The organism is Brevibacterium sp. UCMA 11752 (genome assembly GCF_021532235.1).
In the GTDB taxonomy this organism is placed as follows: Bacteria; Actinomycetota; Actinomycetes; order Actinomycetales; family Brevibacteriaceae; genus Brevibacterium; species Brevibacterium antiquum.
The window spans coordinates 3,000,689-3,027,495 of record NZ_JACBOS010000003.1; the positions used below are offsets into that span (position 1 = coordinate 3,000,689).

At 62.2% G+C, this 26,807-nt stretch carries 28 protein-coding genes and 1 tRNA gene; 7 read left to right on the plus strand and 22 right to left on the minus strand.

Annotated elements, in window-relative coordinates; genetic code table 11:
• Positions 1–21: 21 nt before the first annotated feature.
• On the plus strand, positions 22–573 hold the full coding sequence (locus tag HU144_RS13405) for a YdeI/OmpD-associated family protein (RefSeq protein WP_235351730.1): 552 nt from the start codon (positions 22–24) through the stop codon (positions 571–573).
• A gap of 19 nt (positions 574–592) precedes the next feature.
• Here the strand turns inward: HU144_RS13405 and HU144_RS13410 are convergent, their stop codons facing one another.
• Both HU144_RS13410 and HU144_RS13415 read right to left on the minus strand, forming a co-directional pair.
• The gene (locus HU144_RS13410; protein ID WP_235351731.1) at positions 593–1,861 is read right to left on the minus strand and encodes an MFS transporter; all 1,269 of its coding nucleotides are present in this window, start codon (positions 1,859–1,861) and stop codon (positions 593–595) included.
• On the minus strand, positions 1,858–3,222 hold the full coding sequence (locus HU144_RS13415; RefSeq protein ID WP_235351732.1) for a GH1 family beta-glucosidase: 1,365 nt from the start codon (positions 3,220–3,222) through the stop codon (positions 1,858–1,860). Before HU144_RS13415 ends, HU144_RS13410 begins: the two co-directional genes overlap by 4 nt.
• Positions 3,223–3,311: 89 nt before the next feature.
• On the opposite strand from HU144_RS13415, the gene HU144_RS19465 reads away from it, so the two are divergent.
• Complete coding sequence (locus HU144_RS19465) at positions 3,312–4,685, plus strand: HelD family protein (RefSeq protein ID WP_328284296.1); 1,374 nt, start codon at positions 3,312–3,314, stop codon at positions 4,683–4,685.
• Between the two features lie 47 nt (positions 4,686–4,732).
• The gene (locus HU144_RS19470; protein WP_328284297.1) at positions 4,733–5,467 is read left to right on the plus strand and encodes a UvrD-helicase domain-containing protein; all 735 of its coding nucleotides are present in this window, start codon (positions 4,733–4,735) and stop codon (positions 5,465–5,467) included.
• Here the strand turns inward: HU144_RS19470 and HU144_RS13425 are convergent.
• Positions 5,459–5,806 carry a DoxX family protein gene (locus tag HU144_RS13425; RefSeq protein ID WP_235351733.1) on the minus strand — a complete coding sequence of 116 codons (348 nt, stop codon included), beginning with the start codon at positions 5,804–5,806 and terminating at the stop codon, positions 5,459–5,461. The genes HU144_RS19470 and HU144_RS13425 overlap by 9 nt on opposite strands.
• 93 nt (positions 5,807–5,899) lie before the next feature.
• Positions 5,900–5,972: transfer RNA gene (locus HU144_RS13430), tRNA-Ala, on the minus strand.
• A 127-nt stretch (positions 5,973–6,099) separates the two neighbouring features.
• Here HU144_RS13430 and HU144_RS13435 point away from each other — a divergent pair.
• Both HU144_RS13435 and HU144_RS13440 read left to right on the plus strand, forming a co-directional pair.
• A complete protein-coding gene (locus HU144_RS13435; RefSeq protein ID WP_235351734.1) occupies positions 6,100–7,308 on the plus strand; it encodes an NAD(P)/FAD-dependent oxidoreductase in 1,209 nt (402 codons plus the stop codon).
• An 18-nt stretch (positions 7,309–7,326) separates the two neighbouring features.
• A complete protein-coding gene (locus HU144_RS13440; RefSeq protein ID WP_235351735.1) occupies positions 7,327–8,049 on the plus strand; it encodes an alpha-ketoglutarate-dependent dioxygenase AlkB in 723 nt (240 codons plus the stop codon).
• A 39-nt stretch (positions 8,050–8,088) separates the two neighbouring features.
• Here the strand turns inward: HU144_RS13440 and HU144_RS13445 are convergent, their stop codons facing one another.
• Genes HU144_RS13445 through HU144_RS13470 form a run of 6 tightly spaced genes read right to left on the minus strand, consistent with a single transcriptional unit; the run spans position 8,089 to position 14,065 of the window.
• Entirely contained in the window at positions 8,089–8,493 is a 405-nt protein-coding gene (locus HU144_RS13445) for a cation:proton antiporter (protein ID WP_235351736.1), read from the minus strand.
• Positions 8,493–8,753 carry a monovalent cation/H+ antiporter complex subunit F gene (locus HU144_RS13450; RefSeq protein WP_235351737.1) on the minus strand — a complete coding sequence of 87 codons (261 nt, stop codon included), beginning with the start codon at positions 8,751–8,753 and terminating at the stop codon, positions 8,493–8,495. The genes HU144_RS13445 and HU144_RS13450 overlap by 1 nt, the downstream gene beginning before the upstream one ends.
• Positions 8,750–9,151: a Na+/H+ antiporter subunit E gene (locus HU144_RS13455; protein ID WP_235351738.1), complete on the minus strand. Its 402-nt coding sequence runs from the start codon at positions 9,149–9,151 to the stop codon at positions 8,750–8,752. The genes HU144_RS13450 and HU144_RS13455 overlap by 4 nt, the downstream gene beginning before the upstream one ends.
• Positions 9,148–10,665, minus strand: a complete 1,518-nt coding sequence (locus tag HU144_RS13460) for a monovalent cation/H+ antiporter subunit D family protein (protein ID WP_235351739.1) — start codon at positions 10,663–10,665, stop codon at positions 9,148–9,150. The genes HU144_RS13455 and HU144_RS13460 overlap by 4 nt, the downstream gene beginning before the upstream one ends.
• Positions 10,662–10,994 carry a sodium:proton antiporter gene (locus tag HU144_RS13465; RefSeq protein ID WP_198395565.1) on the minus strand — a complete coding sequence of 111 codons (333 nt, stop codon included), beginning with the start codon at positions 10,992–10,994 and terminating at the stop codon, positions 10,662–10,664. Before HU144_RS13465 ends, HU144_RS13460 begins: the two co-directional genes overlap by 4 nt.
• The gene (locus HU144_RS13470) at positions 10,991–14,065 is read right to left on the minus strand and encodes a DUF4040 family protein (protein ID WP_235351740.1); all 3,075 of its coding nucleotides are present in this window, start codon (positions 14,063–14,065) and stop codon (positions 10,991–10,993) included. Before HU144_RS13470 ends, HU144_RS13465 begins: the two co-directional genes overlap by 4 nt.
• A gap of 124 nt (positions 14,066–14,189) precedes the next feature.
• On the opposite strand from HU144_RS13470, the gene HU144_RS13475 reads away from it, so the two are divergent.
• Positions 14,190–15,320, plus strand: a complete 1,131-nt coding sequence (locus tag HU144_RS13475; RefSeq protein WP_235351741.1) for a glycosyltransferase family 4 protein — start codon at positions 14,190–14,192, stop codon at positions 15,318–15,320.
• Between the two features lie 85 nt (positions 15,321–15,405).
• Here HU144_RS13475 and HU144_RS13480 read toward each other — a convergent pair whose 3' ends face one another.
• The 12 genes from HU144_RS13480 to HU144_RS13535 all read right to left on the minus strand — a co-directional run bounded on the left by HU144_RS13480 (position 15,406) and on the right by HU144_RS13535 (position 25,471).
• Positions 15,406–16,002, minus strand: coding sequence for a histidine phosphatase family protein (locus HU144_RS13480; protein ID WP_235351742.1), 597 nt, complete (start codon positions 16,000–16,002; stop codon positions 15,406–15,408).
• A complete protein-coding gene (rsfS, locus tag HU144_RS13485; protein WP_235351743.1) occupies positions 15,999–16,361 on the minus strand; it encodes a ribosome silencing factor in 363 nt (120 codons plus the stop codon). The genes HU144_RS13480 and rsfS overlap by 4 nt, the downstream gene beginning before the upstream one ends.
• 44 nt (positions 16,362–16,405) lie before the next feature.
• Complete coding sequence (locus tag HU144_RS13490) at positions 16,406–17,764, minus strand: hypothetical protein (protein WP_235351745.1); 1,359 nt, start codon at positions 17,762–17,764, stop codon at positions 16,406–16,408.
• On the minus strand, positions 17,757–18,362 hold the full coding sequence (nadD, locus tag HU144_RS13495; RefSeq protein ID WP_198395559.1) for a nicotinate-nucleotide adenylyltransferase: 606 nt from the start codon (positions 18,360–18,362) through the stop codon (positions 17,757–17,759). Before nadD ends, HU144_RS13490 begins: the two co-directional genes overlap by 8 nt.
• A 1-nt stretch (position 18,363) precedes the next feature.
• Entirely contained in the window at positions 18,364–18,528 is a 165-nt protein-coding gene (locus HU144_RS13500) for a hypothetical protein (protein WP_235351746.1), read from the minus strand.
• A 151-nt stretch (positions 18,529–18,679) separates the two neighbouring features.
• The gene (locus tag HU144_RS13505) at positions 18,680–19,969 is read right to left on the minus strand and encodes a glutamate-5-semialdehyde dehydrogenase (protein WP_235351747.1); all 1,290 of its coding nucleotides are present in this window, start codon (positions 19,967–19,969) and stop codon (positions 18,680–18,682) included.
• A 3-nt stretch (positions 19,970–19,972) separates the two neighbouring features.
• Positions 19,973–21,139 carry a glutamate 5-kinase gene (gene proB / locus HU144_RS13510; RefSeq protein WP_235351748.1) on the minus strand — a complete coding sequence of 389 codons (1,167 nt, stop codon included), beginning with the start codon at positions 21,137–21,139 and terminating at the stop codon, positions 19,973–19,975.
• A complete protein-coding gene (obgE, locus tag HU144_RS13515; protein WP_235351750.1) occupies positions 21,136–22,698 on the minus strand; it encodes a GTPase ObgE in 1,563 nt (520 codons plus the stop codon). The genes proB and obgE overlap by 4 nt, the downstream gene beginning before the upstream one ends.
• A gap of 82 nt (positions 22,699–22,780) precedes the next feature.
• A complete protein-coding gene (rpmA, locus tag HU144_RS13520) occupies positions 22,781–23,032 on the minus strand; it encodes a 50S ribosomal protein L27 (RefSeq protein WP_143921531.1) in 252 nt (83 codons plus the stop codon).
• Between the two features lie 13 nt (positions 23,033–23,045).
• Positions 23,046–23,354: a 50S ribosomal protein L21 gene (gene rplU, locus HU144_RS13525; protein ID WP_029417392.1), complete on the minus strand. Its 309-nt coding sequence runs from the start codon at positions 23,352–23,354 to the stop codon at positions 23,046–23,048.
• A 176-nt stretch (positions 23,355–23,530) separates the two neighbouring features.
• Complete coding sequence (locus tag HU144_RS13530) at positions 23,531–23,845, minus strand: chorismate mutase (RefSeq protein WP_143921530.1); 315 nt, start codon at positions 23,843–23,845, stop codon at positions 23,531–23,533.
• 93 nt (positions 23,846–23,938) lie between these two features.
• Entirely contained in the window at positions 23,939–25,471 is a 1,533-nt protein-coding gene (locus HU144_RS13535) for an alanine/glycine:cation symporter family protein (RefSeq protein ID WP_235351752.1), read from the minus strand.
• Between the two features lie 142 nt (positions 25,472–25,613).
• Here HU144_RS13535 and HU144_RS13540 point away from each other — a divergent pair, with 142 nt between their 5' ends.
• Positions 25,614–26,729, plus strand: a complete 1,116-nt coding sequence (locus HU144_RS13540) for an SPFH domain-containing protein (protein ID WP_235351753.1) — start codon at positions 25,614–25,616, stop codon at positions 26,727–26,729.
• Positions 26,730–26,807 lie beyond the last annotated feature (78 nt).

Consider the following 26,807-nt stretch of genomic DNA (forward strand, 5'->3'; position numbering starts at 1 on the left):
CAGGAGACTATCCTGGTGACCATGAGCACGAAGAAGAGCACTCCCACAACCATCACATTCTCCACGCAGTTGGAGATCATCAACGACAGACCGATCCTGCGCCTGCCCGCCGATGCCAGTGCGGACCTGCCCTCCCGTGGCCAGGTCGCCGCGCATGGGCAGGTCGGCGGGGTCGACGTCACTACGGTGGTCGAACCCGACGGAATGCGCGGACATTGGATCAATGTCACCGACGAGCTGTCTGCACAGCTGGGTGCAGACCATGCCGACACTGTGGACGTGTCGCTGACTCCGACCAAGGAATGGCCGGAGACCTCGATTCCCGATGACTTCGCCGCAGCACTTGACGACGCACCCGATCTGAGCGAAGTATGGGCCGGGCTGACGCCGATGGCGCGGTGGGAGTGGGTGCGGTGGATCCAGGCGACGAAGAACGCTGATACCCGCGCACGCCGTGTGGAGGTCGCGATCTCCAAGCTGGACTCGGGAAAGCGACGCCCCTGCTGTTTCGATCTGTCCTCCTGCACCGATCCTGAGCTGGCGAAGAGCGGGAAGCTCCTCGGCATCTCCTGACACCCTCTTCTGTCCAGAGTCAGCGCAGGAGCATCGACTTCGGGTGCACCGTCAACGTCATCACCGCACCGACGATCGAGACCAGTGATGCGGCTGCGAAGAGAAGCCAGAATCCGCCGACGAGAGCGACGAGTCCTGCTCCCAGCAATGGCCCCACGAGCTGTCCCAATGCGGCGGAATTGTTGACCATGCTCAGGTCCCGTGCATGGTCGTCGGGATCGAGCAGCAGGTCTGTGGCGAAGGCCAGGGAGACCGCCATGTACGCACCGTAGCCGGTGCCCATGATGGCAGCGGCGATTGCGGTGGTGACGAATTCGGGGCTGATGAGGATGATGACTCCCGAACAGGCCTGCACCAGCGCCGAGGCGATCGTCCAGAAGCGACGTTTGCCCGAACGATCCGATACGGTTCCCACCACGATCGACGAGATGACGACGAAGACCGTATAGATGACGATCAGGACGAGCAGTTTGTCTTCGGCGCTCTCTGCCGGAACCCCGATTCCGTAGATCAGGAAGAAGAGCAGCAGAGAAGTGCCGAAGGCGTTGCCCACGTTGACGACGAACCGTGACACGAGCAGCCACTTGAAATTGTGGTCGAGCAGCGACGAGATTCGAACCCGGGTGATCGGCTCCCGCCCCGCCTGCAGCGTGAGGATTCTCGGGTGGACCGGTGCGGGATCGGGCAGCAGAACAGCGGTGCCCACCCCGACGACCGTGATGATCCCGGCCAGGAGCGCATAGGAGGCGCCGAGGCCGAGTCCCAGGAGTACGACCAGTCCGACTCCGACGACGATGCCGACGGCCTGCGCAGAGCTCGCAGACGCCGACGCCGTCCCCCGCTGCGAGTCGAGCTGATCGGCGATGAGAGCAATCAGCGCCGCCGAGGCGATGGCCACCGAGACGGACACGACGATCCAGGCGGCGCCGACGAACAGTGGTCCCTGCGCCCAGCCGGTGAGCAGGAGGCCAATGGCGGCACCCAGCGAACCGCCGATGGCCCAGGGACGCCTGCGGCCCCACCGTGAACGTGTTCGATCAGAGAGGCTCCCTGCGATCGGGGCGGCGATGATGCCTGCCAGACCACCTGCGGAGAGGACGACTCCGGACCAGATGACTCCATTCAGCCAGTGTCCGCTTTGGGTGTCGAGCTGCAATGGCAGCAGCAGCTGGATAGGAGTCAGCTGAACCGTCCAGATGGCCAGCCAGGCCAGGGTGAACCACACCATCCACAGAGGTCCGACCCTCTTGTCCGGTCGGTGGCCCGCCGCTGGTGGGTTCGCGCTCATGCCCGAACCGAGGCGATGAGGTCCCGGTACCACCCATACGAGGCCTTCGGCGTCCGCTCACCGGTCTCCATATTCGCGTGGACCAATCCGAAGCGCTGGGTGTAGCCGTCGGCCCATTCGAAGTTGTCCAGCAGCGACCACACGGTGTACCCGGCGATGGGCACACCGGCCTCGATCGCCCCGGCGACAGCCAGGAGATGATCACGCAGGTAGGCGATGCGTTCGTCGTCGCGGATCGGTCCGGTGCACACCTCGGGTTCGGGAAAGGACGCACCGTTCTCAGAGATCACGATGGGCGGCAGCCTCACCCCGTAGCGTGTGCGCATATCGATGAGGAAGTCTCGCAGCGTGTCTGGTCGAATCGGCCATAACGGTCCGAAACCGGTGGTCGCAGCCTGTGGAGTCGGCACCATATCGAAGGGCAGTGGGCCCTCGTCGACTCCGCGCACAGTTGTCGGATTGTAGTAGTTGAGTCCGTAGACATCGCTGGGCGTCGAAATGAGTTCCATGTCCCCGTCGCGGATCGGCATCTGGGTTCCCAGCGCGTCGAGATCAGGATACTCCCCCAGGAGCAGCGGATCGGCGAAGAGACGATTGTAGATGAGATCAAGGGTCTCGGCAGCGAGGTGATCGTGCTGCGTATCCGTTTCCGGAAGGATTCGGCTGTGGTTGATCGCCGGTGAGACCTGTTGGGCTCCGTGCTCACGCAGTATCGTCGCTGCGGTCCCGTGGGCCAGGAGTTGGTGATGGACGCTCGGCAGAGCCTCGAAGAGCATCGAGCGTCCCGGCGCCAGTTCCCCGAGCGCATAGCCCTGCAGTGACGTCGAAGCCGGCTCGTTGATCGTGTACCAATGGCGGACTCGATCACCGAGACGGTCCGCCACAGCTTCGACGTATTCGCCGAAGCGATGGACTGTGTCCCTGTTCAGCCACCCACCCGTGGCCTCGAGGCCACTTGGAAGGTCCCAATGGTAGAGGGTGGGCTCGGGGGTCACCCCGGCGGCCAGGAGTTCATCGACGAGGCGTTCGTAATAGTCCAGGCCCACGGCGTTGGGCTTTGTCCCCTGCTTCCCGTCGGGGATGATTCGGACCCAGGAGATCGAGAACCGGTATCGGTCGACGCCGAGACCTGCCAGCAACTCGACGTCCTCGGCGCTGCGGTGATAGCTGTCGGGACCCGGATCAGCGGTGCTGGAGTCAAGAACATTGCCGGGAACGTCCACGAAGTCGTCCCATATGGTTCGTCCGCGACCGCCGATGGTCCTCGCACCCTCGACCTGGAAAGCGGCGGTGGCCGCGGAGAAGCGCAGACGGCGCAATGTCTGCAATGCCTGTGACGCGAATTCCGGAGTCCCTGCCATTATCAGAATATGCCATGGATGGGGGCTTGCCGCAAGGCCCTGGTCAGGGGGAACAATGGGGTCTTCACTCTTCAGACAAAGGATTCCGTGTGCCTTCCACCGTCTTCAATATGCCCTCCCGACTCGCTGCCAAGAACACGCCGAAGCTCATCGCGGCCGATGACGCCCATTTCGCTCGCATCTCCGATCGCATCGACAGCGAACTTGCCACTGTCGAGTCCAGGCTCGCTGATCTCCGTCGTGTCCCCAGAGGTTCTGGAGAAGCCGCACTGGACCGCGATTCCGCCATCCATCGTCTGTCCTCCGAACTGAATCTGCTGCAGCGTTTCGCCCTCGACATCTGCCTTGGTCGCATGGTGTTCGCTGATTCTGGTCAGATCGTCTACATCGGTCGAATGGGGCTGCGAGATGAAGGCGGGCGCAGCCTGCTCATCGATTGGCGGGCACCCCTGGCCGAACCGTTCTTCGCGGCCACCCTCGCCTCTCCGATGGGACTGTCGACACGTCGCCGCTACCGCTGGTCGAACGGACAGATCACGGACTATTGGGACGAAGGATTCACCACGGCGCGCGTCGATGAGAGCGCCGCCCTCGACGATCAGGCTGCGTTCATCGCCTCTCTGGGGGCCAGCCGATCGGCCAAGATGCACGATGTCCTCTCCACCATCCAGGCCGACCAGGACTCGATCATCCGTGCCCCGGCCGACTCGCCGCTGGTCGTCGACGGTGGGCCGGGAACCGGAAAGACGGTCGTCGCCCTGCACCGTGCCGCCTACCTCCTCTACTCCGATCGCGGCATCGCCAGCGGCGGCGGCCTGCTCTTCGTCGGCCCGAATTCCGCGTATCTGTCCTATGTCGACGATGTGCTGCCGCGCCTGGGCGAGAACGGTGTGCGCCTCTGCACTCTGGACGACCTGGTCCCAGAGTCCCCTGCGGCCAGCGACGACGAGCGCAGCGCTCGCCTCAAAGGGATGCTGAATCCCGGCGAAGTCATCGACCGTGCCGTGAGCATCTATGAGCAGGCTCCCACCACCGCCCTGACGATCTTCACGGTGTGGGGTGATGTCACGGTCACTCCGGGCGACTGGGCAACGGCCTTCTCAGCGCATGATACGGACGTCGATCACAACACTGCGCGTGATCTGGTCTGGAACGAACTGCTGGACATTCTCACCGAGATCGTCGTCGATGCCGATGAGGACGCCGAACCAGACCAGGTCCGCGTCTTCATCGGAAAGGACCCCGATCTGCGAGAGGTTCTGACAACCACTTGGCCGATTCTCGACCCCTTGGACATCGCGGGTGATCTCTGGACTGTCCCGGCCTACCTGAGTCTGGCCGCACCCGGACTCAGCGACGAAGATGTGTCGCGGCTGCAGCGATCCGGAGCCAGAGAGTGGACGAAGGAGGACATTCCATTCATCGACGCAGCAGACGTCGTATCGGTGATCCTGCTGACCTGAGACAGCGTCGTCGTGCCGAGTTGGAGGCGGCAGCTGAGCAGGACCGCATGGACGATGTCGTTGCTGATTTCATTGCCGCTGACGACAGTGAGCTGATGCAGATGCAGATGCTCAAGGGCGAGGACCTGCGAGGCGCGCTGGACAACCCGTCAGCTCGGGAGGCCCTCGCCTCTGACCGCCTCGCGGGACCCTACGGTCACATCATCGTCGACGAAGCGCAGGAGCTCACCGATGCACAGTGGCACATGCTCCTTGACCGGTGTCCGTCCAAGAGCTTCACCATCGTCGGTGACCCGGCACAAGCACGTCATGGATTCCTCCAGACCTGGGACGAGCGGTTGAGCCACCTCGGACTCAATGTCGAGGAGGTTCACCTCAGCATCAACTACCGCACCCCCGCCGAGGTGATGAGCGAAGCGGAACCCGTGATCCGTGCGGTCATCCCGCACGCCAATGTACCGCGTTCGGTTCGCCAGTCAGGTGTCCCAGTCCGTCACATCTGCACAGAAGGGATACCTTCCTTAGTCAGTGCGTGGTTGGGCTCTCACAGCGAGGGAATCGTCTGTGTCATCACGATGGAACCGGACTCGTGGAACGTCATCAGAACTGAACGGGTCACCGTGATGGGGCCAGCTGAGGTCAAGGGGCTGGAATTCGATCTCGTCATCGTCGTGGACCCTCAGCGCTTCGGCACCGGTGTGCAGGGTGGGGTGGACCGTTATGTGTCAATGACCCGGGCGACGTCAGAAATGGTCACCGCTGCCCACCAGACCTCAGTCTGAGGCTTCGGCCTGACCACCCGCGATATTCCAGGACATCCACACGAGGGGAACCTGCAGTGGGAGACGAGCCAGGGCGATCGCACGTCCCCGAGGACTGTGCCAGTGCTTCTTCACGGTGTAGATGTTGGCCGGAAAGACACCGACCATGAGCGCGGCAGAGGCCGTTCCGCCCAGTCGGCGTGTGGCAGGCACAGCGAGCATCGTGGCACAGCCGAGTTCAGCGACACCACTGGCATAGGTCCAGAAACGGGGATTGCCCAGACGGGGTGGAACGATCGAGTCGAAGGTCTCGGGTCTGAGGAAGTGCACGATACCTGCGAGGCCAAGAATGCCGGTCATGGTCAATGTCTGCAGCTTCAACCCGCGACCACCTCTGCACCTCTGGGAGAACAAGTTGTCTCTGGAAGACCGACCTGTCCCTGTGAAAACTTGTGGAGCTTAGGGGAATCGAACCCCTGACCTTTTCATTGCGAACGAAACGCTCTACCAACTGAGCTAAAGCCCCTTCGGCTCTCACTTTACGCCGAAGCCCCCATGGTGCACAAAACGGCGAAGCTGAGCCCCTCACCCCAGTTGACTCTCTGTGACCGGCGGTACAGGGTGGAAGAAATCCCCTCTCGGAAGGACAGGCAATGGCTCAGGAATTCGGAACTGTCATCATCGGCGCCGGAATCGGCGGCGGAACAGCGGTCGAGGCACTCCGCGACGGCGGCTACACCGCGTCGATCGCTCTCATCGGCTCCGATCCGGCCGCACCCTATTACCGTCCGGATCTGTCCAAGAAGGTCATGCTCGAAGGATCAGACCCCGCCGAGTCGGCACTGCGCGGTGCTGACTGGTATCCCGCCCACGATGTGACGACGTTCTTCGGCACCACTGTCACTGAACTGGATGTGCAGAAGCAGAGCATCACGCTCGACAATGGCGAGAGCCTCGTCTACGGACAGGTCATCCTGGCCACAGGCTCCACGCCGCGCTCCTTGGATGTGCCCGGCGCCGATCTGGGCAACATCCACACCCTTCGCGATGCCGGTGACGCTGTGGCTATCCGTTCGCAGTTCGGCCAGGACAATAAGGTCGTCATCATCGGCGGTGGCTGGGTCGGCCTCGAGGTCGCCGCGGCAGCGCAGAACGCCGGATGCGATGTCACCGTCGTCCTGCGCTCGACTCCCCCTTTGAAGTCGGCCCTCGGCACAGAGATCGGTGAGTACTTCGAAGAGCTCCACCGGTCCAACGGCATCGACTTCGTCACCGAGGCTGACACCACCGGCTTCTCGGGAACGAAGGCCGTGGAGTCCGTCCGGACCAGTGCCGGTGACCTTCCTGCCGACCTGGTCGTCGTGGGAATCGGTGCTGACCCGACCATCGAACTGGCCGCTGCTGCGGGCTTGGAGACCGATGACGGCGTGATCGTCGATGAGCAGATGCGCTCAAGCGATGCCAATATCTTCGCCATCGGCGACATCGCTGCAGCCCAGAACACACTGCTGAACCAGCGACTGCGCGTCGAACACTGGGACAACGCGGTGCGCCAAGCCGACGTCGCGGCGGCCACCATCACCGGCGGGGACAAGGTCTACGACTGGGAACCGTACTTCTACACGGACCAGTACGATCTCGGCATGGAATACGTCGGGCATGGCGGCAGTGACGACGATGTCGTCATTCGCGGCGAAAAGTCGAGCGGTGAGTTCATCGTGTTCTGGACTCGCGGCGGTACCGTCACAGCGGCCATGAACGTCAACATCTGGGACGTCGGTGACGAACTTCGGGCACTCATCGGCACGAGCGTATCTGCCGCGCGACTGCAGGACGAGTCGATCGAGCTCGGCGAACTCTGAGTTCGGATTCGTCCTGCCATGGAGTCACTCTTCGCCGACGAGGCCTTCGACCGCCGCCCCCGCGTCATCGCACCAGGGGCGGTCTGGCTCCCCGGATTCCTCGACGAGGCGGCTCAAACCTGGATCATCAGACAATACGCAAAGTGGCAGTCCGGTCCGGTGCCTGCTCATGCGACGTCGATCGCCGGGCATCCGATGAGTGTGAGAACCATTGGCCTGGGGTGGCATTGGCAGCCGGGCCGCTATGATCGCCACGCCCGCGATGTCAACGGTCAGCGGGTGCTCTCATTCCCGGACTGGATGACTCGTCTGGGCCGCCAGGTCGTCTCCAGCGCCGCCGAGGTGGTTGCTGAGGATCCCGACTCCCCCGCTGATTTCAGGAGCCTCTGGGGTCTTGTGCCCGAAGCGTACTGTCCGGACGTGGCTTTAGTGAACTACTACGACGCTCGGGCGAAGATGGGAATGCACCAGGACAAGGACGAATCCGATCCTGCACCAGTCGTGTCACTCTCACTTGGTGACACGTGTGTCTTCCGGTTCGGCAACACCGTCAGCCGAAACAAGCCCTATGAGGACATTCGGCTGGCCTCCGGCGATGCCTTCGTCTTCGGCGGACCCGCCCGCTTCGCCTATCACGGGGTGACCTCCATCCGGGAGGCCACCGCGCCTGAATACGGTCGTCTGGACCACCTCGGCGGGGGCAGAATCAACATCACGATGCGCACCACAGGCAGGGAATAGCCGGCCGGGGCCCGATCTCAGCAGCCACGGCCCAACAGCTCAGGCCCCGTCCCTCGGCTGATCAGGGGAATCGAGGTCCTCGTCGACGACTCCCGCAGGTGGGCGGGCCAGTCGGTTCGGTGCGGTCTTGCGGTAGACGGGCTGTCCGGACAGCACGCTGGCACGCGAGAGCGTGTTGCTGGCCACCGAGGACACGATGATCAGGCACAGCACAGCTGCGACAGCCATGAGCAGTGAGCCCCAGCTGAAACCCTCCGTGTGAATGTCATAGACGTAGACTGCTGCCACGATCAGCGGCATCCCCAGGCCAGTGGCCGGTGAGAACACATTGATCCGGGACAAGGCGTCACGGACCCGGAACATCGCAAGCGCGGAGAACAGCATGAGGAGGGACCCACTGATCCCGAAGACACCGACGAGGGCGGTTGCCACAGCATCATTCATCAGCGCAGCCCCCTGGTGAGGATCCGTGACAGCGCCATGGTGGCGAGGATGCCGACCATGGATGCGAGGAAGATTGCGTCGAGGACGATCGACGAGGAGACGAGGATGCCGAACATCGTGAGCATGCCGATGGCGGAGAAGTACATGAGATCGCTGACGATCGCCCGCGACCCCAGGTCCTTGGCGGTCAGTACCCTCACCAGGCCGACGATGACGGCCGCGGCGAGGATGACGATGCAGATGCTGACGACGATGATCATGGGCGTCCTTCCTCCTGTTCAACCTCGGTGACGGTGCTTGCGGCAGTGGTTGGAGCCCGGCCCCGCGTCATCGCCAGCAGCCGTGACTCCATGTCGTAGAGGCCCTCCAGTGCGGATTCCTCAGAATCCTCGAACAGGGCGTGGACGAAGAGCACCGGCGGCTGTGTGGAGGTGCCCGCGGCAATGGCCGTGACCAGTGTGCCGGGTGTGATCGTGATCGAGGAGGCGAACAGGGTGACCTCGAGATCGGTGACGCACCGCAGCGGGACCTCAACGATCATCGGGTGCGCGTACGATCTGCCCGGCAGGAACTGCCGGACTACGATGGTCAGCGACCCGGTCACGATTGCCCAGCCGATGTAGAACAGGTACGAGATGCCGTGGATGAGACGCATCATGGGGCCGTCACCGCCTCGATATAGGCGCTGTGGTCAAGCAGCCCGGCCGCGGCGCGAGCGGTGATCTCGAGCAGCGGTTCGGGGTAGGCGAAGATGGCCACGGAGATCGCGATCATGATCGTTCCCGGCACCAGCAGGCGCGCAGGGATCCGGACGCTTCTCACGATGGGTACGGCCGGAGCGCGCCCGGTCTCTGCCGAATCGGGACGGTAGGTCTGCATCGGCGGACCCCAGAAGGTGTTGCGCCACGTCCGCTGGAGTGCGAGCAGGCTGATCAGAGCGCCGACGACGATCGCCGCGACCAGCCACCAGCCCAGGGAGTCCGAGCTGGCGGTTGCGGCCTTGATGAGACCGACTTTGCCCCACAGACCCGAGGTCGGTGGGAGGCCGATGAGTGAGAAGAGACCGAGGATCATCAGGACTGTCGCCCACCGCTCGCGACCAGCCAACCCGGACAGCTTCTTGAACGACCCAGTGCCGTAGGTCTGTTCGACTGCGCCCATGATGAGCAGGAGGCCCGACATCGTGATCATGTGGTGGACCATGTAGAAGGCGCCTGCACCCAGCGCAGTCGAGGTCAGCAGGACCACACCGACGAGGATGTGACCGACTCCCGCCGTCATCTGAAAGGCGAGGACATTGCGGACCCTGTTCTGCCCGAATGCGGACAGGGAGCCGATCATGATGCTGATGATGGCGATGGTGACGATGACATTGGCCCAAGCGGCAGGCTCGCCGTAGACCGAAGTGTAGATCCGATAGATCGCATAGAGGGCCACTTTCGAGTGCAGCCCCGAGAACAGCGACATCATCCCCGCCGAGGTGTTCGGATAGCTGCGAACCAGCCAGCCGTGGAACGGTGCACCGCCGGCCTTGATGATCAGCGCAAAGAGGACGACGCCGATTGCCAGCGCCGCCTGCCCGGTCGGTGCCCCCAACTGTGCGAGGATCGCGATGTTGACGGTGCCGGTGGCACCGTAGACGAAGCCGACCCCGATGAGCAGAATCGTCGAGGTGAGCAGGTTGACCATGACGTACATGCGACCCACGCCGAGGCGGCGCCAGGTTCCGGTCACCGCGATGAGTGCGTAGGCCGGCAGCACCATGACCTCGACGAAGACGAAGAAGTTGAACAGATCGCCGGTCAGCAGTGCTCCGTAGACACCGGTGAGCATCATCAGGATCAGGGCAGGGACGAAACGGTACTGGTCCTCACCGGTCGTGATCAGGAAGACGGAGCTCGCGATCGCTGTGAGCGAGGTCAGCACCAGCATCAGAGCGGTGAAGGTATCGGAGACGAACGGGATCGCCAGACCGGGGACGTAGCCGCCGACGGAGTGGGCGAGCACCGGCTGCCGGTGGTGGACGAAGAGCAGAACGATGCCGGAGATGCCGACGAAGCTCGGGGTCGCCAACAGCAGAATGCGGTCGAAGGTGCGGGAGGTGATGAGCACGCTCAGCGCCGATGACAGGAGCGGCACGCCGATGAGCAGGAGCAGGAATGCTGGGTTCATGATTCTCGTTCCTCCCCTGTCTCAGGGGCCCGCTTCTGATCGTCGTCATGGCCGAGCACGGCCAGCGCGAGCATGAAGATCGTCACCGCCAGGGTGATGACGATGGCGGTGAGAACGAAGGCCTGCGGCAGCGGGTCGGCGGCCAGGCTCTGATCACCGCGACCGCTGATGGGCTCGACTCGCCAGGCGCTGACTCCGGCAGAGAGCAGGATGAAGTTCGCAGCATGGGAGATGAGAGTGAGTCCGAAGACGCCTCTGACCATCGATCGCTGCATCATGAGGTACACCCCGCCGGCGGTCAGCACTCCGATTGTGAGGGCCAGGATCATTTCACACCCTCCTGCTCATCTGTTCGTGACTGTCCCGCTGCATCGCCTCTGGACCGTTCGATGGGAGCGTCGCCGTGGAGGATATGAGTCGACGATGCTCTCACCTTCGCATCCGGGTCGGCGACTCGGGACCGACGGTCGCGGGGCGGGCGTTCTCCTCTGATAGCGTCCATCGGTCCACTCAGCTCCCCGTAGAGCAGTTCGTCGGCGCGTTCACGGGTGCGTTCGACGTCACGGCGGATGATTCCGTTGGTCAGGACATCGTCGCCGGCGGGCGTGGCGGCGGAATCCGAGACTCCGAGGAGATTGAAGGACGCCAGTATGAGGCCGACCACCGCGAGATACACACCCAGGTCGAAGAGCATCGAAGTGGTGAAATGCTGACCCAGGAAATAGCCGTGCAAGGGCTCGAGGAAGGAGCCTGCGAAGATGAGCCCGATGAATCCCGTTCCCACGGCTGTGGCCACTCCCGATCCGATGAGGTACAGGGGCGCCTTGGGCGGACCGATCGCCCGGTCCTTGGCCGTGGACATGTAGAGGAGGCCGATGACCGCAGAGCCGACCAGGGCGGCGATGAAGCCACCACCGGGCTCGTTGTGACCGCGCCAGAAGATCACCAGTGAGCTGATAGCCAGCAGCGGTCCGAGGACTTTGATCGTCAGCTGCGGCGGAATCACGTTGGGCCACGCCTCGTGGACAGCGCGATAGGCGGTCGTGCCCCGAGGTCGGACTGAGATCCACGCCTTCTTCGGCGGTTCGGGGATGTTCTCCGCGGGAGGATCGATGAACTTGTCCTTGACCGTCGACATCACCGCAACGATTGCGATTCCGGCCATACCGAGGACGGTGAGCTCGCCGAGGGTGTCCAAGGCACGGAACTCTACGAGGATCGTGTTGACGATGTTGTGCCCGCCGCTGATGTCGGGGGCGTTCTCGATGTAGTACAGACCGAGATCTGACCGCTCCCGACGTCCGTTGAGAGCCAGTGTCAGCACGGTGGCGGCAAGTCCGACGATGAGGGCGAAGATCACGCGGGTGGCCTGCAGGCGCTTCGGATATCTCCAGAAGGAACGTGGAAGCTTCTGCAAGACCAACATGATGACGATGATCGTCATCGCCTCGACCAGCAGCTGAGTCAGAGTGACGTCCGGAGCGCCGAGAGCCAGAATCTGGACAGTAGCGAGAATGCCGACTCCCGACAGAGCAACCACTGTGGTCAGGCGGGAGTGGGAGCTGCAGACAACGAGCACGGCCACGGTGATGAGGACGAGGAGGACGATGTCGATGGGTCGCCACAGACCTTCCTGCAGAGGAGGCAGGTCCGAATAGATGATCGGGACGGCCGAGAAGGCTAGAACGGCGAGACCGCCCAGCGACATGGCCAGGTAGGGGCCGGAGTTCATCGGCTTGGCGAAGATGCTCAGACCGCGGCCGGCTCGACGCAGGACCCACGTCAGACCGCTCATCACGTTGGCGCCGTCGAAGCCGAGGGTTGCTCGGTGGAAGAAGACGAAGACGCGGGAGCGGTTGACGATGATGATCACGCCGATCGCAATGATCAGCAGTGAGGCTATGAGTTCCTTGTTCACCCCGTGCCAGAGGGCAAGGTGCACTGCTTCGCCTGCGTCGGGAATGGCCGCTTGGACTGCCTGATCGAGAGGGTTGTCGAAGACGAACAGGACGAAGCTCAGCGGAATCGAGGCGAGGATCGGCATCGCAGCGGAAACGAGCATGACGGGTGACCCGTGGCCCAGTCTCGCCTTCTCCACCGGTTTGCCATCGATGAATGCCCCCCAGACAGTCTTCGCGCAGTAGGCGAAGGTGAGCACCGAGGCGGCGACGGCCACCAGCAGGGCTGCCCATCCGGTCCAGTCCGAACCGGGAGTGTCAGCGAATGCGGTGAAGAGGGATTCCTTCGAGACGAAGCCGAGCAGAGGTGGGATGCCTGCCATGGAGGCGCAGCCGATGATCATGACGAAGAAGGACCCCGGAGCCGCTCGCATCAGTTGTGGAATCCGAGTCAGTTCGCGGGTCCCGGCGAGATGGTCAACGACTCCGACCATCATGAAGAGGCCGGATTTGAACAGGGCGTGGGCGATCACGTGCAGGCACGCAGCGGCGATCGCCGCTTCGGATCCGACGCCGATCACCGCAGTGATGAGACCCAGCTGCGAAACCGTGGAATAGGCCATCAGCTTCTTGACGTCGTACTGGTTGAGAGCGAACCAGCCGCCGATGCAGGCGGTGATGAGGCCGGCGACGATGAGGAGCGTGTTCCAGGCAGGGGTGGCGTGGAAGGCAGGTGTGAAGCGGAGGAGCAGGAAGATGCCAGCCTTGACCACGGCGGCCGCGTGCAGATACGCGGAGACCGGTGTGGCTGCGGCCATCGCGTCAGGCAGCCAGGAATGGAAGGGGAACTGGGCCGACTTGGTCATCGCCGCGACCGCGATGAGGATCGCGACCAGCGTCGTCACCGGTGCCTGACCCGACCAGACGGGCGAGCTCAGCGCATCGTGGACGTTCGTGGTTCCGGTGACCGCGATGATGGTTCCGGTGGCCACCAGCAGGGAGAGTCCGCCGATGAAGGTGATGAACATGGTGCGCAGAGAGGGCCCCTGGCCGGGCGAGCCCGACCGGGCGATGAGGAAGAAGGAGGCCAGAGACGTCAGTTCCCAGCACACGAAGAGCACCAAGAGGTCGTTGCTGAGAACCAGCATCACCATCGAGAAGGTGAAGATGACCATCAGCCAGTAGAAGCTCGTGTTTCGTCCCTGGGACAGGTAGCCGGTCGAATAGACGAAGACGATTGCGCCGATGATCAGTGCGATGTAGGTGAAGATGACGCCGATGCCGTCGGCGCGCAGGGCCAGATCGACACCGAAGGAGGGAATCCACTGGTAGGTCACTTCCGGAGTGGCCCCGGCCATCACCTCGGCGGCGGTGGGGGTGAACAGACCGGCGATGCCGAGATAGGCGGCGGCCAGGAGCCATCCGCTGCCACGACCGAGCCAGCGAGTGATGATGGGGGTGAGAATGATGAGTGAGGCAAGAGCGAGAACCGTTAGGATCATGTCCGTAGCCTCAGTGCCACGGACGCAGGTGATGGTTTCTTCACTCACTGACCCTTCGTCACGATGAACACAATCTCGGATGAACGCAGACTTACAGGTCATCAGACTATCGACTCGGAGTTCCATGAGCAAAAGCACAAACAGCACACAGACGAATGAAACGATCCGCGTCTACTTCGATGCCCGCTTCACACGAACGACCCACCACGATGGCATCTCCCGCTACGGATCCTGCCTGCTCGCTGCTCTGCTCTCAGCCGTGCGGGGAACCGGCATCGAGGTCACTGCGATCATCAGCGATGAAGCTCAGCTGGATCTCCTCCCCGACTGTGCATGGGTCAGACTCAACTCCCCCACATCTCCGCAGGAGGTCTTCATTGCGAAGAAGCTCAACGACCTCGGCGCCGATGTGGTCTTCTCCACCATGCAGGTGATGGGATCGACGGGACGCAGGTACGGCCTCATTCTGACCGTCCACGATCTCATCTACTATTCGCATCCGCTGCCCCCTGCAGATCTGCCCGCGGCGCTCCGGCTGCTGTGGCGGGCCTACCACCTCAGCTACGCCCCGCAGCGTCTGCTGCTGGGACGCGCCGATGCGATCGCTGCCGTGAGTCGGACGACGAAGAACCTGATCGCAGAGCACCATCTGTCATCGAAACCGGTGACCGTGGTGTCCAATGCCGCCGAGGCTGCCGTTTCCGGAATACGCTCCGTCAACAGGAACGATGCGCGTTCTTTGGTCTACATGGGCGCGTTCCTGCCCTATAAGAACGTCGAGACCCTCATTCGATCGCTGGAGCATCTGCCGGGATGGACGCTGCACATCGCCAGTCGAATCGACGGCAGACGTGAGGCCGCGTTACGTGCACTGATCCCCAATCGGGCGAAGGTGATCTTCCACCGGGGGGTCAGCGATGCGGAGTATGCAGATCTGCTCGAGGGCGCAACCGCACTGGTCACTGCCTCTCAGGAGGAGGGATTCGGGCTTCCTGTCATCGAGGCGATGGCCCAGGGTGTGCCGGTGGCGGTCTCGGACATTCCGATCTTCCATGAGATCGCTGGCGAGGCTGCTGTCTACTTCGACCCCGATGATGCCGGCGACGTGGCCACAACGATCGAACGTCTCACCGATGCCACACTGTGGTCCGAACTCTCAGCGGCCGGGCAGAGGCAGGCCAAACGCTTTGATTGGGACTCATCGGCCCAGGCGCTGGTGGGCATGATTCGCAAGGTTCACGCCTCACGGCAGTGAGTGCACGAGTCGTCAGTGTGCAGTCCAGTGCAGTGCACAGGTCAGGACTGTGCAGCGCGCGCGTCATGAGGGGACTGTGCACGCGTCAGGAGGGTACTGTGCCCCAGCTGCGCAGGATCCAGCTGTGGCCGGTGAATCCGAATTCGCCATGTCCGCAGTTTCCCAGGACAGCGAGGCGACCTGGCCCGTCCATGCCGAGCAGCAGTTCTGCGGCTGCGCGCAGCACAGCTCCATGAGCGACGATGGCGATGGTCTTGGACTCCGAACCAGCGACGATGTCCGTGATCGCCGAGGCGACTCGACGACCCGACTCGGTGCGGGATTCCCCACCGGGTGGGTTTGTGTCAGCTCCGCTGAGCCATTGTTCGAGCTCGTCTGGCCAAGATGCACTGAGCTCGTCCCGAGTATGGCCCTCCCACTCGCCGAAGGCGGTCTCACGCAGACGCTCATCGCGTGTGACACCGACGTTCAGCAGCGAAGCAAGTGCGTCGGCAGTGTCAGCGGCCCGCGACAGGTCGGAGGAGACAATGAGTTCAGGCTGCAGTTCGCTCAAGTAGCCCGCTGCCTGAGCGGCTTGAGTCCGCCCGAGTTCGTTGAGCGGGATGTCACTTTGACCTTGGAACCTGCCTTCGACGTTGTAGTCGGTCTGGCCATGTCGCCAGAAGATGACGGTACTGGTCACTGAGAGTCGTCGGCGACAGCCGCCGCCGGCAGTTCCAGATCGATGACCGGGCAGTCCTTCCACAGGCGTTCGAGCGCGTAGTATTCGCGCTGCTCCTGCGAGAAGACGTGGACAACGATGTCACCGAAGTCCAGGAGGACCCAGTCCCCGCTCCCCCGACCTTCACGGCGCAGAGGCGTGTGACCATAGGCCGTCTGCAGGGCCTCTTCAACGGCGTCGACGATCGATGCGATCTGCCGATCGTTCTCCGCCGAGATGATGAGGAAGGCATCGGTGATGTAGAGGGTGGCACTCACATCGAGAGCCACCTGATCGGTGCCGAACTTCTCGTCTGCCGCACGTGCGGCAGTTCTCAGCATTTGGGTTGATTCAATGGTCTCGCTCACAAGAGCCTTTCAGATGATTACAGCAACATGACCAGTGCAATGACGATGAGTGCGACTGCGAAGAGCGCAGCGACACCCAGCACTACATAGGGTACTTTGGATGGTTCTTCCCCAACTAGGATCCGGCCGTCGTGACCGGTGACCTCGCTGGCGCGAATACGTGTCCCCGGAGGATCCTCAGTCTCTTCGTCCTCGTAGTCAGGATTGGGAAGTGCCCAGGCCTCTGGCACGGTCTCCATCGGACGGGTCTCGGGGTTGGCCGCAAGTGCACGAGCCGAGTCATCGGAGGAGGTGCCTGTTCCTGCAGCAGACGAGTCGGTGGTTGATGTCGTCCCTGCGCCCTGGCCTTGGCCGGAATCGGTGCGGCCCCTCGAGGACTGGTCGGTACCGGTATCTGGGGTCGTCGCCGGGCTGTCGACCTCCGGAATCTGGGCTGAGGCCGCCGTGACGACCCGCACTCCGGAGCTGCTCGGCGGCTGCACGATAGGCATGCGCCGTGAGCGGCTCGTCCCGCCACCCTCATCGGCGGCATCATCGTTGAGCGCATCGCCGGCGGGTGCCGACTCTCCAAGTCCTGATGACTGCGGCGGGGCTGGTGACTGGGCCGGGGTTGATGAGTCCCCCGCGCGCTGCTCAGGCTGGGCCGGTTCAGGCCTCGACCGTACAGGCGGCGCTGGTTCAGCAGTGGGCCGCCTGGGAGCAGACGAAAGAGCATAATCTTCGACCGGCGATTCTGCAGCCCCGGAGGGGGAGCTCGTCGCTGCTGCTCCCGGGTCCAGATCTTCGATCGGCTGGGAGAGTGCATCGTGCGGAGCATCGTCGAAGGAAGTCGGTCGCGGTGCGGAGGCCGCGGTGACCGGAGACTCGAAATCTCGTGCGGCGACTTCGTCGGCCGATCCGCCGAATCCAGCAGTGTCGAAGGATTCGTCCTCACCGGCTGCGGTCTCATCTGATTCCTCGGGCGAGGTTGCTTCCGGTCCTGCGATGACAGGGGTCGCTCCGGTTGAGAGGTCGCCTTCAACAGACAGTCCGTTATCGCGCAGGTAGCTTTTACGGGCGGTGCGCGAATCGAAATGAGGCAAGGGGGCTTGTTGTGGGTCGACGGGCTCTGCCGCTTCAACCGGAGGCCCCGACTCCCGCGTCTGATCGGCAGATGATGCGCCGCGTTCAGGGGCGGTCTGATGCGGTGACTCGGTGTCCGTCCGCGATTCGGGTGCCTGGGCCCGTGCTGGAGGCGGGTTCAGCAGTTCGGAACGGTCGCCCGATGACGGCTCTTCTGGCTGCTCAGGTGTCTCTCGTGCTTCGAACGCCTGTTCTGCAGCCACCCGCTCGGCTTCTCGTCTGGCACGGCGTGACGTGAACTGCTCCTCAGCCATTTTCACTCCTGTACAACTCGTATTTCGCGATGTACTGAACGACCCCGTCCGGTACGAGATACCAGACAGGCGCCCCATCCATCACCCGTAGTCTGCAATCCGTGGACGAGATCGACAGTGCAGGGATCTGCACCAAGCTCAACCGGTCCACCGGAAGACCCTCACTGCGAAGTTCGTGCCCCGGGCGGCTCACTCCGACGAAGTGAGCCAAGGAAAACAGCTCATCTACATTCTTCCACGTCAGGATCTGAGCCAAAGCGTCCGCGCCGGTGATGAAGAACATCTCTGTGTCGGATCCGTAGCTCTTGGCCAGGTCCCGCAGGGTATCGATGGTGTAAGTGGGACCTGGACGATCGACGTCGGCTCGAGACACCGTGAAACGCGGGTTCGACGCGGTTGCGATGACGGTCATCAGATACCGATGTTCGGCGCTGGTGACCTCTCCGGCATCCTTCTGATAAGGACGTCCGGTGGGCACGAAGACGACCTCGTCGAGATCAAAGGTCGACTGCACTTCACTGGCTGCGACCAGGTGACCGTGGTGAATGGGGTCGAAGGTGCCACCCATGACACCGACCCTGCGTGTTTGCTTAGCCATATCAGTGGCGGTTGGAGATGCCCTTCCACGACCGGCTCACAGCTGCCATCGAGAGGAAGATCGCGAGGGTGATGAGTCCGAAGAAGATCGGATCCATCGGCAATTCGGTGTGGTGGGCTGCCTTCTCCGCGCCTTCGGCAACGGTGGTCAACAGGCTTGCGTTCACGTGCTCTCTCCTTCTCGATGATGATGACGCGGTCAGTCTGCGTCGCAGTGCTTATGCCTTCAGTTTCTCATGAACAGTGAGACAAGTGGGCATCGACATGAGTATCTGTGGGGTCTGAGCGCACCGTCGGTGCGCTCTGGGCCGAGCTGAGTCAGCTGCGGATCTGTCCATTGCCCATCATGACCCACTTCGTGGTCGTCAGCTGTTCGACTCCCATGGGTCCGCGGGCGTGGAGCTTCTGGGTCGAGATTCCCACCTCTGCACCGAAGCCGAGCTCTCCCCCATCGGTGAACCGTGTGGACACGTTGACTCCGACAGCTGCGGCGTCGATAGCTGTGACGAATGTCTCAGCATTATCGATGTCCTTGGTCACGATCACTTCGGTGTGGCCTGAGGAATAGGCGCGAATATGCTCGATCGCCTCGTCGATTCCCGATACGACCTTCACTGCCAGTTCGAGGTCAAGATATTCCTTCGCCCAATCGCGTCGAGAGACACGTTTGACCTTCATCGTTTCCGGTGCCAGCGCCGCGACGGTGGTGTCGGCGTGCAGAACGACCCCGGCCTGGTCGAGTCGGTCGAGTATCTTGGGAAGAACGCGTTTGGCTGCCTTTTCATGGACCAACAGGGTCTCAAGCGAATTGCAGACACTGGGACGATGTGTCTTCGAGTTGACCACGAGGTCGACCGAATTTTTGACGGTGGCCGATGAATCGATGAACATATGGACATTCCCGATTCCGGTTTCGATCACTGGAACCAGCGAATCCTGCACCACTGTGTTGATGAGCTCAGCGCCACCGCGTGGAATGAGGAGGTCGACGTAGTCACGCGCGTTCATGAGCACGTTGGCACCGTCACGCCCGTATTGGTCGATTCCATTGATCGAGTCTGCAGGCAGACCAGCCGATTCCACGGCTTTGCGCAGCACGGAGACGATCTCAGCGTTGGAGTTCTGGGCCGCTGAGCCTCCGCGTAGGACAGTGGCATTGCCGGCCTTGAGCGCGAGGATCGCGATGTCGACAGTAACGTTGGGGCGGGCTTCGTAGATCGCACCGATGACTCCCATGGGCACACGGTTCTGAGTCAGTCGGATGCCGTTGGGCAGAACTCGTCCCACAACGACTTTGCCCACGGGATCGTCAAGATCGATGACCGTTCCCACTGACGCGGCCATGGCTTCGATGCGATCATGGTCGAGCCGCAGGCGGTCGAGGAGACCTGCGCTCATTCCGTTGTCGATGCCGGCGGCGATGTCGACTTCATTGGCTTTGACGATACGGTCGGAATTCTCACGCAGGGCGTCGGCGATCGCGCGCAGCCCGGCGTCTTTCTCTGCCGTCGATGACGTCGCCAGGTGAGCGGCAGCGCTCTTAGCGTTCCTGACTACTCTGGTGACACCCCGGACGGTCTTGGGATGTATCTCGGATACAGCGGTCATGGACTATCTCCCCCCGCTCACGTGAGTGAGTACGAGATCATTGCGATGGATGACCTCTTTACGGTAATCATTTCCGAGTCGGGTGCCAAGTTCGTCCGTGGACAGGCCGAACATCCCAGGCAGTTCGTGAGATGAGAAGTTGGTCATGCCGCGGGCGATGACCTCACCGCCCAGGTTCCGAATCTCGATCGGGTCGCCAGCTTCGAAATCCCCGGTCACCCCGGTCACACCGGCAGCCAGCAAGGAGGTTCCGCGGGAGAGCACAGCGGATTCGGCTCCATCGTCGATGGTCACCGAGCCGAAGGTGCGGGCCAGATGGCGCAGCCAGAGCAGACGTGTCCCCCGCCGTTTGTGCGTCACAGAGAACCACGTGCCCACATGTTGACCACCGAGCACTGCTGAGATCTTCTCTGCCGAGGTCAGCACCGCGGGTATGCCCGAGTCGGCAACCATGAGCGCTGCTTCGACCTTCGTCGCCATGCCTCCTGTGCCGGTGCCAGCTGCCCCGGTCCCACCGATGGCGATGTCGCCGAGATCGGCAATGGAGGACACCTGCTCGATGCACACAGAATCGGGCAGATTCGGCGGTCCCGAATAGAGAGCGTCGACATCGGAGAGCAGGACGAGGGCATCTGCGTGCGACAGGTGTGCGACAAGTGCAGCCAGGCGATCATTGTCACCGAACCGAATCTCTTCTGTCGCCACCGCATCGTTCTCGTTGACGATCGGCAGAGTCCCGAGGGCCAGAAGTTTGTCGATGGCGCGTTGAGCGTTCTTGTACCGAGTGCGTCGGATCAGATCATCGGCTGAGAGCAGCACCTGGCCGGGCACCAGGTCGTAGCGACCCAGCGCCCGGGTGTAGGCGGCCATGAGCAGACCCTGGCCGACTCCGGCAGCGGCCTGCTGTGTGGCAAGGTCACGGGGCCGTTTGCTGAGCCCCATCGGTTCGAGCCCGGCCGCAATCGCACCGGAGGACACGAGGATGACTTCATGTCCGGCAGAACGATGGGCTCCGATGACATCGGTGAGCGCGATCAGCTTTGCTTCGTCCAACCCCCCGTCGAGGGTGGTCAGAGACGAGGAGCCGACCTTGATCACGATGCGGCGTGCAGCTGCGATATCGGTGCGCGTCGAGATGCTGCCAGAATCGATGGACTGGCTGTCGCTCATTCCTGACCGGACTCGGAATCGGAGGTGACATCGGCGGATCCTTCGCGACCGCGACCGGCACGCTCTGCGAGACGCTCCTGTTCGAACTCGGCGCGAACAGCGGCCTTCGCATCCATGCGATCGTGGAATGCGGCCTTGCGTTCCTTCCGAGTGGAACGAGTATCCTCATCCAGACGCAGGTCGGTACCGCGGGTGCCCAGCAGCTCGGCGCCGCCGACGCTTGTCGGATCCCAGTCGAAGACGACGCCGTCGTCTCCGCCGATCACGATTGTGTCACCTGGCTTCGCACCGGCCTTGAACAGAGACTCTTCGACTCCGAGGCGATCGAGGCGATCAGCGAGATACCCGACAGCCTCGTCGTTGGCGAAGTCCGTCTGCCGCACCCAACGCTCGGGCTTGACGCCGCGGATGCGGAAGACTGGTCCGTCCTCGTCGCTTTCGGCCTGAATCTGGAAGCCGCGGTCGTCAACGGCCTTGGGACGGATGACGACACGCTTCGGCGTCGCCTCGAGCTCTGCGCGCCGCTCACGTTCGGCTGAGACGAGTTCAGCCATCGCGAAGGACAGCTCCCGCAGACCGATGTGGCTGACGGCGGATATCTCGAATACTCGATAACCGGCAGCCTCCAGATCGGGGCGGACGATATCGGCTAGGTCATTGCCGTCGGGGATGTCGATCTTGTTCAGCGCCACGAGCTTCGGACGTTCCGACAGCGGCAGCAGACCGTTTCCGTCGTCGAGGTCGACGGCATAGGCAGCGAGCTCCGATTCGATGATGGTCAGGTCTGAGACGGGATCACGGCCCGGTTCCCAGGTCGCCATGTCGACGACGTGGACCAACGCGGCGCAGCGCTCGACGTGTCGGAGGAATTCGAGGCCGAGGCCCTTGCCTTCTGATGCTCCCGGGATGAGGCCTGGGACATCGGCGATGGTGTATCGCACATCGCCGGCCTGGACCACGCCGAGGTTGGGCACGAGTGTGGTGAATGGATAGTCCGCGATCTTCGGCTTGGCCTCAGACATGGCCGCGATGAGACTGGATTTGCCTGCTGAAGGGTAGCCGACGAGCGCGATGTCAGCGATCGTCTTGAGCTCGAGCACCAAGCTGAGTGCTTCGCCCGGCTCACCCAGCAGGGCGAAGCCCGGGGCCTTGCGTTTCGATGAGGCCAGAGCTGCGTTGCCGAGCCCGCCGCGGCCGCCTGCGGCAGCGACGTATTCGGTTCCGGCATCGACGAGATCGGCGATGATCTCGCCGTTCTGGTTCTTCACGACCGTGCCTTCAGGGACGGCGATGATGAGGTCACCGCCATCCGCACCATGGCGCAGATCGCCCTTGCCGATGCCGCCGTCGTTCGCAGTCAGATGCGGACGGTGGTGCAGTGGGAGCAACGTTGTGGTCTGAGCGTCGACGACGAACTTGACGTCACCGCCCTGACCGCCATTGGCACCGTCAGGGCCGCCAAGGGGTTTGAACTTCTCGCGCCTGATCGAGGCGCAGCCGTTGCCGCCGTCTCCGGCGGAAAGATGGACTGTGACACGGTCTATGAACTCGGTGGCCATAATGTCCTTATATCAGATGAAGGGTGAGTCTCGAGACTCACCCTTCATGGACCCCTACCAGGGGAAAAACAGAACTAGTCGATCAAGCGCCGACGATGTTGACGATCTTGCGACCGTTGCGTTTGCCGAATTCCACGGCTCCTGCGGACAGTGCGAAGAGTGTGTCGTCTCCGCCGCGTCCGACGTTGGCGCCTGGGTGGAACTTGGTTCCGCGCTGGCGAACGATGATCTCTCCGGCCTTGACGACCTGTCCGCCGAAGCGCTTCACACCGAGGTACTGAGCGTTCGAGTCGCGACCGTTGCGGGACGAGCTGACTCCCTTTTTGCTTGACATGTGAAGTCTCCTCTTACTTGATGTTCGTGATCTTCAGACGGGTGAGGTCCTGGCGGTGGCCCTGACGCTTCTTGTAACCGGTCTTGTTCTTGTACTTCTGAATGATGATCTTGGGGCCGCGGAGTTCATTGACGACCTCGGCGCTGACCGCAACCTTCGACAGGGCATCAACGTCGGTCGTGACAGTCTCACCGTCGACGAGGAGGACTGCATCGAGTTCGACGCTTTCCCCGGCCTTCGCCTTCATTCGGTTGACTGTAATGATGTCTCCGACGCTGACCTTTTCCTGATGGCCACCGGCACGGACAATGGCATAGACCATGGTCGAACCCTTTCTGTTCATACACAAACGAACGGCGGTTGATCCCTTGGCTCCCGAGGAAGGTTTTCCCCGGGTGTCCCATTGAGAGGAATCACCAGCCGTGGTGCGTCGTGCGCACCGACGATCAAGTCTAGTGGATTCGACCGCTGTTGGGCAAACCGCTCGAGTTGGACAACTCAGGCTTCTCGGGTCTCAGCGATCCGTTCGTGATGACGGATCACCTCGGCGACGATGAAGGTCAGGAACTTCTCCGCGAACTCCGGGTCCAGGTGCGCATCTTCGGCCAGCCTACGGAGGTGGGCGACCTGCCTGCCCTCTCTCTCAGGATCTGCAGGAGGCAGACCGTGGTCAGCCTTCAACTCACCGACTGTCTCCGTGAGCTTGAACCTCTCGGCGAGCAGATGGATGAGCGCTGCGTCGATGTTGTCAATGCTTCCGCGCAGTTCCAACAGTCGCTCCTGGGCATGTGTCTTGTCGTTGATCTGATCCACGTGCACCAGTCTAACGAGACTCAACGCAATCCATCGACGACGCACGGAGGCCGACCCCGCGCCTTCGCGGAATCGGCCTCAGAGAAGCTGCGCTCAGACCAGCTCCTCCACAGGAACGGCGTCCTTCGTGTCGGGGTCCATGAGCGTACCGGCCTTGCGGTCGGCCAGATACTTCTTCATCTCCTTCTTCACCACAGGCATCAGCATGTACAAGCCGAGGATATTGATGAAGGCGCAGAGGAACAGTGCGGCGTCCGCGAACTCGACGATCTTGCTGAAGCTGGCGATGCAGCCGATGACCACGAACACGCAGACGAGGACACGGAAGACCGTGACCGCGCCCTTCGACTTGCCGAAGAGATAGGCCCAGGCCCGCTCACCATAGTAGGCCCACGTGATGAGGGTGGAGAAGGCGAAGAGCGCCACCGCGATCGCCAGCAGCACCGGATACCAACCGGCCACTGTGGAGAAGGCATCGGACGCCAGCGCCACGCCGCCGATCTCACCCTCACCAAGGTCGTTGGTGTAGGAGGGCTGGTTGGCAACGATGATGGTCAGGGCGGTCATCGTACAGACGATCACAGTGTCCACGAAGGGCTCGAGAAGTGCTACGAAGCCCTCCGAGATGGGCCGACGAGTCTTGACCGCCGAGTGTGCGATCGCGGCCGAACCGATGCCTGCTTCGTTGGAGAAGGCTGAGCGCTGGAACCCGATGATCATGACGCCGACGATGCCGCCGGCAACTCCCTGCGGTGCGAATGCACCCTCGAAGATCTGCCCGATGGCTGTCGGAATCTGGCCGAAGTTGATGGCCAGGACCAGCAGACACGAAAGAACGTAGAAGATGCCCATGGCGGGAACAAGCTTGTCGGTGACGTGGGCGATGGACCGGATACCACCGAGGATCACGAGACCGACGAGACCAGCAAAGATGATGCCGAAGATCAATGACGCCACAGGACCGGCGAGGAAGCCGTCTGCACCGCCGGTGGCGGTACGAACCTGAGCGAAAGTCTGGTTGGCCTGGAACATTCCTCCGCCGACGACGCCGAAGATGAGGATGGAGACTGCGAAGATTCCGGTCAGCAGGCCGGCGATGGGCTTGGAGAACTTACGGAACGCGATAGGCAGGTATTTGAAGGGACCGCCGTAAACAACGCCGTTTTCGTCGATTTCTCGATATTTCACTCCCAGTGTGCACTCGACGAACTTCGTACACATGCCGAGGAGCCCGGCGATGATCATCCAGAAGGTAGCACCGGGACCACCGAGGGCAATAGCCACACCGACACCGGCAATGTTGCCGAGGCCGACTGTGCCTGATAACGCGGAGGCCAGTGCCTGGAAGTGGGTGATCTCGCCCGGGTCGTTCTTGGACGAATATTTTCCACGGATTATTTCGAGCGAGAGCTTGAATCCTCGGGCTTGGATGAATCCGAAATAGATGGTGAAGATTAAGGCTGCGCCGATCAGCCAGAGCACTACGAAGGGGAAGGAGATCGGTCCGAGCGTAATAGGAAAGAATATGATCCCGCCGAAGAAGGTGGCGATCGGATCGAACCAGGAGTTGATTGCATCATCAACCGGTGATTTGGGGGCATCTGCTGCCAATAACAAAGTGTTCATGGTGCAATAACCTGCCGTACCCCTTGGAAGGTAGCAAGCTCTACAGCACAGGACACGAATACAGTTATCCAACTGTTACGTACGTCACACTGAAGGGGTATTGGTGAGATGCACGTCTCATTCTGTGTCCTAGACTGAAATCATGACTCAGAACCCTCATCAGCACGGTCCTCCTCCGAATCAGCCACCCGGATCTCAGCCGACACCACAGCAACCTCTGCCCGGGCGCGGCCAGCAACCCGGCTCCGGTTCTCAGGGTCACCCGCAGCGGCCCCTGCAGGGTGGACCGCAGATGTCCCCTGGAGTTCCTCCGCGCCAGCGCCGACCCGGGCCGTCGAGAATCGCATCGGTCGAGGGCGAACGTGTCAGGGAGACCTCGGCGGGCGGCGTATCTGGATACTTCGCTATCATCGGCGGGGTCATTCTGTTGCTCCTGGCGCTTCTGCTCGCAGTGTTCGGATTCATCATGACCGTGGCCCAGGCCGCGGTCGGGGTCATCCTCATCGTGCTCGCAATCGTCATGTTCATCGCATCGATGTTCATGTTCAAGGGGTGCACCTCGGTGGCTCCGGGCAATGCTGTCGTGCTCCAGCTCTACGGGAAGTACGTCGGCACAGTTCGCCAATCCGGACTGCGCTTCGTCAACCCCTTCTATTCGAAGATTCAAGTTTCGACACGCATCCGCAACCACGAGACATCCACACTGAAGGTCAACGACCTCGACGGTAATCCGATCGAAATCGGCGCCGTGGTCGTCTGGCAGGTCCAAGACACGGCTCAGGCACTGTTCGAGGTCGATGACTTCGAGGAGTTCGTCGCCATCCAGGCCGAGACTGCTGTGCGCCACATAGCAAACTCCTATGCCTACGATTCCTCGGATCCGAACCGGATGTCCCTGCGCGACAACGCCGATGAGATCACGTCGAAACTCTCCAATGAGGTCGCAGCACGAGTCGCTGCCGCTGGCGTGACCATCATCGAATCGCGCATCACGCAACTGGCCTACGCGGCGGAGATTGCGCGCGCCATGCTCCAACGCCAGCAGGCTACAGCGGTTGTTGCAGCCCGCCAGCTCATCGTCGAAGGTGCTGTCGGCATGGTCGAGACCGCCATTGAGCAGATCGAGGGACGTGGGATCGTCAAGCTCGGTCATCTCGAGCGCAGCGATCTCGTATCGAATCTCATGATCGTACTCTGCGGTGATCAGGCTGCGCAGCCGACCATCAGCACAACGAGGAATCAGGAATCCAAGAACTGAGGCGTCCCGCCGCCGATCCTCTTGATCGGTGGCGGAACGCCTCGTCGTCTGTCCGCATCAGTCACATGAGTGCGGACA